We start from the raw sequence: 13679 nt of genomic DNA, 5'->3' as shown, positions 1-13679 counted from the left end.
TTCTTTTGCAAAATGAGCTCCGCGCTTCAATTCTTCCTGCGGCATCGCTCAGTCCTCTCTCGTAATCGCGGCAACCGTCGCCCCGCAAAATGCAATTAAATCATCGGGTGCAAGCTCGAGCTGATAACCACGCTTGCCTCCCGAAATAAAAATGGTATCCCAAAGGACACATGTCTCATCAATGAGCGTCCGGTAGCGTTTTTTCATACCGACCGGGCTGCAGCCGCCGCGAACGTAGCCAGTCGCCGCAAGCAAATCCTTCACATGCATCATGGCCAAGGACTTCTCCCCCGCGGCACGCGCGGCGGACTTTAGATCGAGCTCGTCGGCAACAGGGATACAGCACACGACATAGTCGTTGGACGGTGTCACGCAGACCAAAGTCTTAAATCCTTGACCGGGCTCCTCGCCAAGCTGCTCCGAAATCGCGACACCCAGGCCCACCGACTCATCACCATCGTCTTCGTACGTATGTAGAACATAGGAAATGCCGGCGCTTTCCAGCTCGCGCATCGCATTGGTTTTTGGCGTCTTTACAGCCTTTGCCATGACATATCCTTTCCCTCGCATTCGGACGCAAGGATTAAGTATATGTCCAATTCGGCTGCATACGTCACTTCGGCACAGCAAGCGCCATCGAATCACAAGGAGTCGATGGCGCCCATAAACTGAATCGCCTATTTATTGAGCATCAAGTTGAGCCTGACGCTCCCGGTCACGCCTGAGCAACGGCGCCAAAAACTTGCCCGTATAACTCTGCGGACAGTCCGCAACCTGCTCCGGTGTGCCCGAAACCACGACGGTTCCGCCGCCGTTACCGCCCTCGGGACCCATATCGATCAGGCGGTCGGCAACCTTGATGACATCAAGGTTGTGTTCAATCACCAGCACCGTGTTGCCCGCATCGACCAAGCGCTGCAGCACATCGAGCAGCTGGCGGACGTCCTCAAAATGAAGGCCGGTCGTCGGCTCGTCCAAAATATAGAACGTCTTGCCCGTCTGGCGTCGATGAAGCTCCTTGGCGAGTTTCACACGCTGCGCCTCGCCGCCCGAAAGCGTCGTGGCGGGCTGGCCCAGGCTCACGTAGCCCAAGCCTACATCGTACAGCGTCTGGAGCTTGCGCTTAATCTGCGGGATATTCCCAAAGAAGGCCAGCGCCTCGGTGACGCTCATGTCGAGCACGTCCGAGATGGTCTTGCCACGGTAGGTGACCTCGAGTGTCTCGCGGTTGTAGCGTTTACCGCCGCAAACTTCGCAGGGAACGTAGATATCAGGAAGGAAGTGCATCTCGATCTTGATCTGCCCGTCGCCCTTGCACGCCTCACAGCGCCCGCCACTCACATTAAAGGAGAAACGACCCGGCGAGTAGCCGCGCGCCTTCGACTCCGGCGTACTCGCAAACAGCGCGCGAAGATCATCCCACAGGCCGATATAGGTAGCAGGGTTGGAACGCGGCGTGCGGCCAATCGGCGACTGGTCGATATCGATAACCTTATCGATACACTCGATGCCCTCGATTTTCTTATATGGACCCACAGGGCGCGTCGAACGGTGAATGGCATTCGTAAGGGCAGGCGCAATGGTATCGGTAACCAGGGAGCTCTTGCCCGATCCCGACACGCCGGTAACAACCGTAAGCGTACCAAACTCGATTTTGGCAGTAACGTTTTTGAGGTTGTTGGCTCGAGCGCCCGTAATTTTAAGGCAGCCGCGACCGGGCTTGCGCCGTTCATCAGGCACCCGGATCATTCGTTTGCCGGTCAGATAAGCGCCCGTCATCGACTCAGGACACGCCATGATATCGGCAGGCGTTCCCGCCGCGACTACGTGTCCGCCGTTGACGCCGGCGCCGGGCCCCATGTCGATCACGTAATCGGCGGCACGGATTGTATCCTCGTCGTGTTCGACGACGATAACGGTATTGCCGATATCGCGCAGGCGCTCGAGCGTCTTGATCAAGCGCTCGTTGTCACGCTGATGAAGACCGATCGAGGGCTCGTCCAGAATATAGAGCACGCCCATGAGACCCGCGCCGATCTGCGTTGCCAGGCGAATACGCTGCGCCTCGCCACCGGAAAGCGTCGCCGAGGCACGATCGAGCGTCAGATAGTCGAGTCCAACATCGACCAGAAAACGCAAGCGCTCCAGGATTTCCTTGACGATACGGCCGCCGATAAACTGTTGGCGCTCGGTGAGTTCCAGGCCCTCAAAAAACTCGAGCGATTCACGGCACGACAGGCAACAAACCTCGTAAATGGACTTGCCGCCCACGGTGACGGCGAGCATCTCAGGGCGCAAACGAGCGCCGTGGCAGCTCGAGCACGGCTCCTCGCGAATGTACTTCTCCAGGCGCGCCTTGGTGTTCTCGTTCGTCGTCTCGGTATAGCGTTCGTACAGGATGTTGCGAACGCCCGAAAACTTGGTATCCCACTGGCTGCGACGTCCGTCGAGCTTTTGGTAGTCGACCGAGATCTTCGTATCGCCCAGGCCATCCAAGAATGCACGACGCACGCGAGGGGGCAAGTCCTCCCACGGCGTATCGGTGCTCACCTTAAAGTGTTTGCAGACCGCAGCAAAAATCTGCGGATAGTAGTTCGAGTTGCCAAACAGGCTACCAAAGACTCCGTCGGCAATGGACTTCGAGGGGTCCTCGATCAACGCCTCGGCATCAACGGTTTTCTTAAAGCCCAGGCCGTCGCACTCAGGACATGCGCCATAGGGAGCGTTGAACGAAAAATCACGCGGCTGAAGATCGTCAATGGAGTGACCATGCTCCGGGCACGCCAAGGCCAACGAATACTCCAGCAGCTCGCCCTCGGTCCCCTCGGGAGCATCACGATCGGGCAGCATGTACACGTTTACATTGCCGTGAGCCAGCGCGGTCGCCTGCTCAACAGACTCGGCGATACGGCCCAGAGAGTTCTCACGGATCACGATGCGATCGACTACGACCTCGATATCGTGCTTGAACTTCTTGTCCAGATCGATCGGATCGTCGAGCGAGCGCACTTCACCGTCGACACGCACGCGGCTAAAGCCCTCGGCGCGAAGGTCCTCAAACAGTTTGGTGTACTCGCCTTTTCGCCCGCGCACCACCGGTGCCAGCACAAACGCGCGGCGGCCCTCCCCCGCCGCCAAGACCTTGTCGGCAACCTGGTCGGTCGTCTGACGCTCAATGACGCGGCCGCATTCGGGACAGTGCGGGGTGCCCACACGGGCGAACAGCAGGCGCAGATAGTCATAAATCTCGGTTACGGTGCCAACCGTCGAGCGAGGGTTTTTAGACGTCGTCTTTTGGTCGATCGACACCGCCGGCGAAAGGCCGTCGATTGAATCCAAGTCGGGTTTGTCCATCTGGCCCAAGAACTGGCGCGCATAGCTCGAAAGGCTCTCGACGTATCGACGCTGGCCCTCGGCATAGATAGTGTCAAATGCCAGCGAACTCTTGCCCGAGCCAGAAAGACCGGTAATGACCACGAGTTGGTCACGCGGAATGGAAACATCGATATCACGGAGGTTGTGCTCACGAGCGCCGCGAATAACGATAGAAGAATCAGACATGGAAGCTCCTTGCCTCCTATTGCATCGAATCATACTGTCGATGAGTTTAGCGCACTCGACGCGCACAGATGTTCGTAATACAAGATTCGCAGACCTTTAGCTTTGCGTATCGGATGCTTTGTTTCTCGAAATGCCGTGGAAAGGTTACAGTAATCTACTACTGAACTTAATTTGCTGTAACAGAGGAACGTCCATGACCGAAGATATCCCCCTTGAAATCACTTCGAGCGACATGGCCAATCTGCCCATATTCATCGCCGTCCTTATCGTGGCCACCGTCGTCGTGCGCGTGTATTTTTCAATCAAACACAATGAAAAGCCGCCCATTGCCCGCGTCTTTTGGTGCGCGACGCTCCTCATCCCGCTCGGCATGGTAGCTGCATGGATTACGAATCAATTGCTCGTAAATGAGGACAATTCCCTATGGGTCCTTTCTTATTCGGCGCTCGGTGCTGCCGCCGTCATACTTCTTGTCGAGCCCTTGGTTTCGGGACTTATCGACCAAACCGATCTTGCGACGGGAACGGTTGCCTGTATTTGCCGTGACATCCTTGTCATCGCCGCTGTTTCAGCGCTCTCGTTCGTTTCACTCGAAATTGCCTGTAACGAAACGTTCTATCGCATTCCCGCCAACTCATTCGGGTTTTCCGTCGGGCTGCTCGCGACGGTTCTGCTCTCCCTTTATTTGCTGGGACAGCGTCATGGAGGCGTCATGGCCCTCGTGCCCGTCGCCTGTTGCATCCTTGGCATTGCCGAGCACTTCGTCATAACGTTTAAAGGCGAAGCCATCCTGCCAAGCGATATCTTGGCCCTCGGCACCGCAATGGAAGTGAGCGAGGGATACGAGTTTACCTTTACCGCCGGAATCGTAACCTCTCTCGCCCTGCTGGAGATTTCCCTGGGGCTTCTTTCGCTTATCCGACCGCGAAAGCTCCGTACGCCCACCCATGTCTTCCCCGCAATCGCCGCTAACCTCTGCGCTTTTCTGCTAGTGACCGTTGTGGAGCTCTCGGGCTTTTCCAGCATCGACTTGGAGCAGGCGCTGGATTTTGGATTTGACCGTTGGCAGCCCATCACCACATATACGTCTCAGGGTTTTATCACTTCGTTCACCGAAATGGCCAACGAGTTGCCCATTGAGAAGCCCGAAGGCTATACGCCCGATGAGGCGCAGAGCATCGAGCAGGAGCTCGCCGCCGCCTACGACAGCACGTATGGCTCGAGCGAGCAGCGCGCGGCTGCCGTTGCCCAGTTCAATGAAATCAAGCCGACGATTGTTGCCGTCATGAACGAGAGTTTTAGCGACCTTTCGTGCTTTGAGCAGCTCCAGGCGGCCGGGTACACCGGCCCCGCATTCTACAACTCGCTTCCCGACACACTTGTTCGCGGCACCATGCTCGCTTCGGTCACCGGTGGCGGAACGGCAAACTCCGAATTCGAATTTTTGACCGGAGCGACAACGGCCTTTGTCGGATTAGGCAAGATCCCCTATCAGCTGTATCAGATGAATGGCGTCAACAGCCTGGCAAAGGACCTTAAAGAGCTTGGGTATACCGCTACCGCTATGCACCCGCAAAACCCCGTCAACTACCATCGAGATAAGATCTATCAGCAGCTGGGCTTTGGAGACTTTCTTTCAATCGGCGATTTCGAAGGTGCGCCCTGTTACCATGCCGGCGTATGCGACTACGCCACCTACGACAAGATACTCGACCTGCTTAGAACCGACGAAGCGCCGCAGTTCATCTTTGACGTCACGATGCAAAATCACGGCGGCTACGACTATGGCACCGTTCCCGCCGAAGAGCTGACAAACTATTGGGTCGAGGGAGCCAGCGAGGGCGCCAATAGCGCGCTCAACACCTATCTTACCTGCATCAACGCGTCCGACCGGGACCTCGAGTATTTTATCAACGAGCTCCGCAATATCAGCAGACCGGTTGTCCTTGTCTTTTTTGGCGACCATCAGCCGAGCGCCGCAACGACTCTCAACGATGAGCTGTACCCTCAGGAAGATACGGCAAGCCACGCTTTCCGTATCTATCAGTCGACCTATTTCGTCTGGGCTAACTATGAAATCGCCGGCAATACCGAGCTCAACGTCTACGACACCGTCGGGGCAAACGAGATTGCAGCCATTACCCTTAATAAGATCGGCGCCCCGCTCACCGACTATCAAAAGGCCCTGCTTGCAACAAGGTCAGATGTGCCCACCATCAATGTCGCCGGCTACCTTGGTGCCGACGGGCTGCGCTACGACTTGGAATCTGAAGACAGCCCATACGCCTCGACGATCGACAAGCTGCAGCGCATGCAATACCTCGAGTTTGCCAGCAAAGTTCAGTAAGCCCGCCCATTCGCTTGGACCCATCGTATTGCAAGCACGCTCGGCCCAAATGCATCGCAAATGACTCCCGCTCGCAAACGAGGGTACAATGACGCTCGTGTCACATCACGGGGCCCCGGCCCCAACATATACAAAGGAGTCATACATGGGTTGCGAGCACGCACAGGCCGCCGGCGGACAAACGTCGCCGTCGCAATTTGAGGAGAACACGCTGTCCGAGGTCAAACGCGTCATCGCCGTGCTTTCCGGCAAGGGCGGTGTCGGCAAGTCGTTTGTCACCGGTGCCATCGCCACCGAGCTTGCCCGTCACGGCCACAAGGTCGGCGTCCTCGATGCCGACATCACCGGTCCCTCCATCCCCAAGATGTTCGGTATGAGCGGACGCCACGTCCATGCCCTTGGCAACCTTATGCTGCCCGAAATCTCCGAGCACGGCGTCAAGGTCATGAGCTCCAACCTGCTGCTCCAAAACGAGACCGACCCCGTCCTTTGGCGCGGTCCGGTCATCGCAGGCGCCATTAGGCAGTTCTGGAGCGAGACCTCGTGGGGCCCCATCGACTACCTGCTGGTCGACATGCCTCCGGGAACAGGCGACGTCGCGCTCACCGTCTTCCAGTCGCTGCCCGTCGACGGCATCGTCATCGTCACGAGCCCGCAGGATCTGGTCTCGATGATCGTCGCCAAGGCGGTCAACATGGCCGAGAAGATGAACGTCCCCATTCTGGGCATTGTCGAGAACATGAGCTATATTGAGTGCCCCGACTGCGGCAAGAAGATTGAGGTCTTTGGCAAGAGCAAGCTCCCCGAGGTCGCAGATCGCTATAACCTCGACATCTTGGGCCAGCTTCCCATTAATCCGGCACTCGCCGAGGCCTGCGATAAGGGCGAGGTCGAGACCGCGCTGCCCGATGACATGTTGCCCAAGGCAGTCTCTGCCGTCGAGGCCATTACCCCGCACGAGACCGACGAGGCCTAAGTGAACGCGAGCGCCTTCTATGACATCCTGGTAATCGGCGGCGGGGCTTCAGGCCTCGCCGCTGCCATTACGGCCGCACGCGCTGGCAAAAGCGTCTGCATCGTTGAGCGCGATGTCGCCTGTGGCCTTAAGCTCCTTGCGACCGGTAACGGCCGCTGCAACCTCTCCAACGAATCGATTGATCCTCAGCGGTATAACCACCCCGCATTCGTCGAATCCGTCATGGGCCCCCAGCCCGAACAAGAGCTTATGGGTTTCTTCTCCTCGCTGGGTATCATGACAACCTCCGAGGAAGGCCGGCTGTACCCGCGCTCCCTTCGCGCTGAATCGGTGCGCGACGCGCTTCTCAACGTTTGCGACCGCCTAGGTATCACCTTAATCTGCGGAGCCAACGTTGCCTCGGCGCACAAAGCTTCCGAAGGCTGGGCACTCCAAATAGACCGTCCAGCGCGGGTGCTCAAGGCAAAAAAGCACGACGACCGAAAATCGGAGCTCCGCTCGCTTCGGAAAGCGCTCGCCGATGTCCCTCGCAAGAACGAGGCCCTGCAGGCACATGCCGTAATTATCGCCACGGGCGGCAACCCCACCGGTATCGCCGATACGTTTCGCCTCCCCCTCACTTCGCTGCGCCCCATCCTCTGCCCCGTATCGGCAACGGTCGTCGGCGATCGGACGGCACTCAAGACGTTGGATGGCCTGCGCGTCCGCGCCCGCTTGACGCTCACCCGCAATCATAATGAGCTCTGGCACGAAGACGGTGAAGTCCTGTTTCGAGCCTTCGGCATCTCGGGCGTCGCTGTCTTCAACCTCTCCCGTCGTATCCAGCGCGGCGATACGATCCTGCTCGACGTTTTCCCCGACCTCTCCAAAGACAAGCTGCTCGATATGCTCAACCGACGCGTTGAGCTGCTCGGCGGCTTTTCGCCCCGCGATCCCCGTTGGCTCGACGGCATGCTCGCCCCGCAACTCTCCCGCGTCGTCTGCACGGCGTTCGAGCAGTGCCATCCAGGCTCCAACGATGTCATCCACCTGGTCTCGGTCCTCAAGCACTTTAAGTTGCTCGTCGAGGGAACAGCCGAGGAGCGCTCGGCGCAGGTCACGCGTGGTGGCGTATCTGTCGAGAGCATCTCAACACCCAGTCTACGCGCGTGCAGCGTTGTCGACGCCCCGCTTTACGTCTGCGGCGAAGCGCTCGACATCGACGCCGATTGCGGAGGCTTTAACCTTGCGTGGGCCTGGCTCTCGGGCATTCGCGCTGCAAGCAGCCTGTAGCCGCTCAGTCTATAATCAAAAACGCATTCGGGCCGTCTGGAATACCGGACGGCCTCTTTCTTGCCTCTAAGGAGACCTCGATGATCGAAATCACCCAAGTCAACGCGTCGCTCGATGAAGCCGGCGATGAAAATGCCTGTCTCATTGTTGGCAAGCGAGTCGCCAAGCGCGTCCTACGTTGCAAGGACTCCGAGATCAAGTCCATCGAGCTCCACCGCAAGTCAATCGACGCTCGCAAAAAACGAGACGTCCATTTTATCCTGAGCTTTCGTGTTGAGCTGACTAGTCCCCACCTCGAGCAAGAAGCGGTCGACAGCGTTGCCGAGCGTGACCGCTCGCGCGTACGCGCGATAGAAGACGATGAGCCTTCATTCCCCTCCCCCGTCTCCGACGCACCTCAAGAACGCCCTGTCGTTGTCGGCGCCGGATGCGCCGGCCTTTTCGCTGCGCTCACGCTCGCCGAAGCAGGTCTTAAGCCCTTGCTTATCGAGCGCGGCGACCCGGCATTTCGCCGCTCGCAGGCGATCGACCTCTTTCTAAAGGAGCGCATCCTCGACCCCGAGAGCAATATTCAGTTTGGTCTGGGCGGCGCGGGGACCTTCTCGGACGGCAAGCTCAATACGGGAACAAAAAATCCCGCCCATCGCCTTATCCTCGAAACCTTCGTCGAGGCGGGTGCGCCCCGCGATATTCTGTGGGATGCCAAGCCGCACATTGGCTCCGACATCCTTCCCACGGTTGTCACCGCTATATCCCAGCGCATCGAGCAGCTCGGAGGTGTCGTCCGTTATCGAACGAAGCTCGTCGACATTCGCATCGACGTGTCTGGCGCCATCACCGGCATTGATGTCCAATCGTCCCAAGACGCCGCTTACGAGTCAATCGAGACAAAGCACCTCATCCTCGCCTGCGGGCATTCTGCTCGCGATATTTTTGAGCTCCTTAAGGACCACAACGTGGCCCTCGCACAAAAGACCTTTGCCATGGGCGTTCGCATCGAGCATCCGCAACGCGACATCGACAGAGCCCAATATGGAGCCTCGGCGGGACATCCAGCGCTCGGGGCAGCCCCCTACAAGCTCGTCGCCCATCTTCCCAACGGCCGCAGCGTGTTCTCGTTTTGCATGTGCCCCGGCGGACAGGTTGTTGCCGCCTCTTCAGAACCGTGCCATCTGTGCGTCAACGGGGCCAGTCTCAATGCCCGCGACGGACGCAACGCAAATGCCGCCCTGCTCGTTAACGTCACGCCTGAGGACCTTCCCAACGATGACCCGCTCGCCGGCATCGAGCTCCAGCGTGCCTGCGAGGCGGCCGCCTATCGCCTGGGCGGTTCCAACTGGAACGCACCGGCACAACTCGTCGGAGATTTCCTCGCAGGACGCGCCAGCAAGGCGCCCGGAAAGGTAAAGCCCACCTATCCGCTCGGTGTGACCTGGACGGCAATTGACGAAGCCCTACCGCAGCATATCGTCGAGTCGCTCCGCCTGGGACTTCCCCTACTCGGAAAAAAGCTACGAGGCTACGACCGTCCCGATGCCGTTCTTACCGGCGTGGAGACTCGTTCGAGCTCACCGGTCACTGTCACCCGAGACCGAACGTGCCATGCCGTGTCGACCCCGGGCCTCTACCCTTGTGGTGAGGGAGCTGGATATGCCGGCGGCATCATGAGCGCGGCCACCGACGGCATCCGTTGTGCTGAAGCCCTGATCGCAGACCTCTAACGCACAAATTCCAGCGCGCAAAAGACATAGGCCCCGAGCTCCACAGGGAACTCGGGGCCTGTTCGCGGCTATTTCTTAAACCGTGCACCCTGGCGTTTTCTGCCCGATGCGAACGTGGAACCCTTGCGGGCCTGCGAGCGTAAGCGCTCGATCGTCTCGTCCTCAGACGCACCCTCGAGCATCGCCCGAATCTGAACGACAACATCGCGCAGGCGCGCCGCCTCCTCAAAGTCCATAGCGGCAGAAGCGTTACGCATATCCTCTTCCATGGTTTCGACGATCCGCACAAGCTCGTCATGCGGCAGTTCTTCCAACTGCTCCGCAAGTGTCTGCTCGGGCGCCACCGTTTCCGGCACACCGCCCTCGCCCGACTCATCGGGCGTATAGAATGCGCCATGGCCAAGAGAGTCGCCCTTCGAGCGTCCCTTGGAGCCCACAGTTTTTTCGGCCTCGGCAATAAAACTTGAGATGTCGTTGATGGCCTTGCGCACTGTCTTGGGCACAATGCCATGTTCTTCGTTATATGCCATCTGAATCTCGCGACGGCGCTGCGTCTCCTCGATGGCCTCTTTCATCGAATCGGTCACAACGTCTGCATACATGATGACTTCGCCATCGGCGTTACGGGCCGCACGGCCAATCGTCTGAATCAGCGAACGGCGGTTGCGCAAGAAGCCTTCCTTATCGGCATCGAGAATTGCCACCAGTGAGACCTCGGGAAGATCCAAGCCCTCGCGGAGCAGGTTGATGCCAACGAGAACATCGATCTTGCCCTCGCGCAGCGTTCGCAGGATCTCGACACGGTCCATTGTCGCCGTATCAGAGTGCATGTAATTGACCTTAATGCCCGCATCAAGTAGATGGTCGGTCAGGTCCTCGGCCATGCGTTTGGTCAACGTGGTCACCAGCACGCGCTCCTTGCGGGCAACGCGCTCGCGAATCTCGTCCTCAAGATCGTCAATCTGACCGCGAACTGGACGCACGTCAATCTTGGGGTCGAGCAGGCCGGTCGGACGAATAATCTGCTCCACGTCGTTTTGGCTCACCCGCAGCTCGTAGTCGCCCGGCGTGGCCGAAACATAGATAAACTGGGGGATCCTTGCCTCAAACTCATCGAAACGAAGCGGGCGGTTATCGAGCGCCGAGGGCAGGCGAAAACCGTGTTCCACCAGCGTCACCTTACGCGAGCGGTCACCTTCGTGCATGCCGCGAATCTGCGGCACCGTCACATGGCTCTCATCGATGATGCAGAGCATATCCTTGGGAAAGTAATCGATTAGGGTAAACGGCGGCTCACCCGGCTTGCGACCGTCCAGATGACGCGAGTAGTTCTCGATGCCGTTGCAAAAGCCCATCGTCTCGAGCATCTCAAGATCATAATCGGTACGCTGCTGCAGACGCTGCGCCTCGAGCAACTTGTCGGTCGCCTTGAGCTCCGCCACGCGCTTCTCGCATTCTTCGCTGATCGACTTCAGAGCCGCCTTGACCTTCGGCTTCTCGGTCACGTAGTGCGATGCCGGCCATACGGGAATGGCCTCGTACTCACGAAGCATCTCACCGGTGACCTCATCGATCTCGGCAATCAGCTCGACCTCGTCGCCAAAGAACTCAAACCGCAACGGATGCTCGGCATAAGGCGGATACACGTCAACAACATCGCCGCGCACGCGGAACGTGCCACGTGCCAGGTCATAGTCATTGCGATCATATTGAATGTCGATAAGTGCATGGATAAAGTCATCGCGCTCGAGCGGCACCTTCTTGTCGACGTTTGGAGCCAGACCCGCATAGTCCTCAGGAGAGCCAATGCCATAGATACACGAGACCGATGCGACAACGATCACATCACGTCGAGAGAGCAGTGACGCGGTCGCCTGATGGCGCAGCATCTCGACCTCTTCGTTAATCGAGGAGTCTTTCTCGATATATGTATCGCTTTGCGGCACATACGCCTCGGGCTGATAGTAGTCGTAATACGAGACAAAGTAGACCACAGCGTTATTGGGAAAGAACTCTTTGAGCTCGCTCGCAAGCTGAGCAGCGAGCGTTTTATTCGGAGCCATGACCAGCGTCGGCTTTCCCAGGGCCTCAATAGTCTTTGCCATCGTGAAGGTCTTGCCCGAACCAGTCACGCCCAGCAAAACCTGATAGCGGTCTCCGTCCCTCACGCCCTGCACAAGCGACTCAATGGCTTTAGGCTGGGAACCGGCAGGCTCATAGGGAGAAACGACCTTAAACGGCACGTCAGAGCCTTCAACGCCAAAGCGCTTAAGTTCACCACCAACGCGTTCTACTTCAAATTCCGCCATGGATACTCCTAACTCATATATCTGCAGTATACGCAGGCGGCAGGCATAGTCCTATACGAACCGATCGGGATAGAGGGTCTTGTAGCGAGCCCAGGCATTATTGACACGAATCAGATACGCCTGCGTCTCGGGAAAGGTAATTGCATTATGAAGCGACGTACCCTGCTGCGCCCATCCGTCGACATTGCCCATGCCGACGTTATAGGCGGCGATGGCACTATCCGTCGACCCGTTGAAATAGGCGAGAAGATACGAGAGGTATGCGCAGCCAAACTCGATATTCGTAGCCGGATCGTTAAGATTGTCGGCCGAATACTCCCCTCCGTCGACAAGGCCCTTGGCAATCATATCCTGGGCAGTCTCGGGCATCAGCTGCATCAATCCCTGAGCACCCTGATTCGACTCGGCCTCGGGATCCCAATTCGATTCCGACTTAATGACAGCGCACACCAGATACGGATCCAGATTATGCGAAATACTGGATTGCTTTACATACGCCTCGTAGTCAATCGGATACAGCGGCTTAAAGAAAGCGGCAGGGGCACACGAGTAGACGAGCGAAATAAGGCCGAAGACGAACACAACGGCAAGTGGCGCCACGCGATACCACGTAAAGAAACGTGCCTTAGGCATCGGCCTCCTCCTTATCCGGAGTATCTATAAACCCGTGGCATGCAAGCCATGAGTCAAGCTGCTCAAAGAGCGAATTATCGCCTGCGGCATTATCAATCACCGTTGTAGCGAGATTGCACAGCGCAGACTCATCGGGCTGGCAAGCAGAACGAGCATCGAAATCGGATGGCTCCATGCCACGTTGAATAGCGCGCTCGCGACGAACTGACAAAGGGGCGCTGATGACCAGAATTTCATCAGCCAAGCCAAATGCATCCTCAAAACCAGTCGGAGCAGAAACCTCGACCACCGCAAAGGGATAACGGGGAGATGAAACCGTACAACAAACCGGATCGAGAATCCTAAGCGAAAGCTGTTCAATCAGAACGGGATGCACGATGCCATTGAGCCGTGCGACCGAATCAGGAGAAGCGAAAGCTCGAGAAGCGAGGATGCTGCGGCGAATGCCGCCTTCCTCATCCAAAATGTCCCAACCGAATTCATCCGCGAGAGTATTGACGATATCAGAGCCCGGCACATACAGAGATTTTGCAAGCTCATCCAGATCGATAAGCATAGCGCCACGAGATTCGAAATAGCGGCAGGCCGTCGACTTACCCGAAGCAATATTGCCCAAGACAAATACGGTAAACATCAAGCCCTCCCTAACGCCAATGCGAGTAATTATCGCTCAAATACACTAGAAGGACTCAAAATACAGCCAAAGAGTAAGAGCGCATACGGGGGAGGTAGGTCCCAAAGCACAACGTGTATACAACGAAAAAAGGGGGAGGCCGCGAGGCCTCCCCCTTCTCAGTCCAAGCGTACGGCTCGGTGCCGTCCACCGGTCAGCGGCGCCCTGGCCTCCCACGGGCTGACCC

9 protein-coding genes are annotated in these 13679 nt (G+C 57.7%); 4 read left to right on the top strand and 5 right to left on the bottom strand.

Annotated features, from left to right (window positions below; genetic code table 11):
- Positions 1-48 precede the first annotated feature (48 nt).
- Together ybaK and uvrA are read right to left on the bottom strand one after the other, a co-directional pair.
- Positions 49-549, bottom strand: a complete 501-nt coding sequence (gene ybaK / locus LK493_RS08100; RefSeq protein ID WP_006236166.1) for a Cys-tRNA(Pro) deacylase — start codon at positions 547-549, stop codon at positions 49-51.
- Positions 550-681: 132 nt separating this feature from the next.
- Positions 682-3561, bottom strand: a complete 2880-nt coding sequence (uvrA, locus tag LK493_RS08095) for an excinuclease ABC subunit UvrA (RefSeq protein ID WP_161116048.1) — start codon at positions 3559-3561, stop codon at positions 682-684.
- Between the two features lie 193 nt (positions 3562-3754).
- On the opposite strand from uvrA, the gene LK493_RS08090 reads away from it, so the two are divergent.
- The 4 genes from LK493_RS08090 (at position 3755) to LK493_RS08075 (ending at position 9877) form a co-directional block, all read left to right on the top strand.
- Positions 3755-5908, top strand: coding sequence for an LTA synthase family protein (locus LK493_RS08090; protein WP_227790688.1), 2154 nt, complete (start codon positions 3755-3757; stop codon positions 5906-5908).
- A gap of 145 nt (positions 5909-6053) precedes the next feature.
- Positions 6054-6884, top strand: coding sequence for an Mrp/NBP35 family ATP-binding protein (locus LK493_RS08085; protein ID WP_117743842.1), 831 nt, complete (start codon positions 6054-6056; stop codon positions 6882-6884).
- Positions 6885-8156: an NAD(P)/FAD-dependent oxidoreductase gene (locus tag LK493_RS08080; protein ID WP_227790687.1), complete on the top strand. Its 1272-nt coding sequence runs from the start codon at positions 6885-6887 to the stop codon at positions 8154-8156.
- A gap of 80 nt (positions 8157-8236) precedes the next feature.
- Positions 8237-9877, top strand: coding sequence for an NAD(P)/FAD-dependent oxidoreductase (locus LK493_RS08075; RefSeq protein ID WP_227790686.1), 1641 nt, complete (start codon positions 8237-8239; stop codon positions 9875-9877).
- Between the two features lie 68 nt (positions 9878-9945).
- Here the strand turns inward: LK493_RS08075 and uvrB are convergent, their stop codons facing one another.
- Genes uvrB through coaE form a run of 3 tightly spaced genes read right to left on the bottom strand, consistent with a single transcriptional unit; the run spans position 9946 to position 13453 of the window.
- Complete coding sequence (uvrB, locus tag LK493_RS08070; protein WP_227790685.1) at positions 9946-12186, bottom strand: excinuclease ABC subunit UvrB; 2241 nt, start codon at positions 12184-12186, stop codon at positions 9946-9948.
- Between the two features lie 51 nt (positions 12187-12237).
- Positions 12238-12819: a lytic transglycosylase domain-containing protein gene (locus tag LK493_RS08065; protein ID WP_227790684.1), complete on the bottom strand. Its 582-nt coding sequence runs from the start codon at positions 12817-12819 to the stop codon at positions 12238-12240.
- Positions 12812-13453, bottom strand: a complete 642-nt coding sequence (gene coaE / locus LK493_RS08060) for a dephospho-CoA kinase (protein WP_055286973.1) — start codon at positions 13451-13453, stop codon at positions 12812-12814. The genes LK493_RS08065 and coaE overlap by 8 nt, the downstream gene beginning before the upstream one ends.
- Between the last annotated feature and the right edge of the window lie 226 nt (positions 13454-13679).

It is taken from the genome of Collinsella aerofaciens, from assembly GCF_020709435.1.
In the GTDB taxonomy this organism is placed as follows: Bacteria; Actinomycetota; Coriobacteriia; order Coriobacteriales; family Coriobacteriaceae; genus Collinsella; species Collinsella aerofaciens_AU.
Note: the sequence above shows the minus strand (reverse complement) of the source record. Positions and strands in the feature narration are given on the sequence as shown.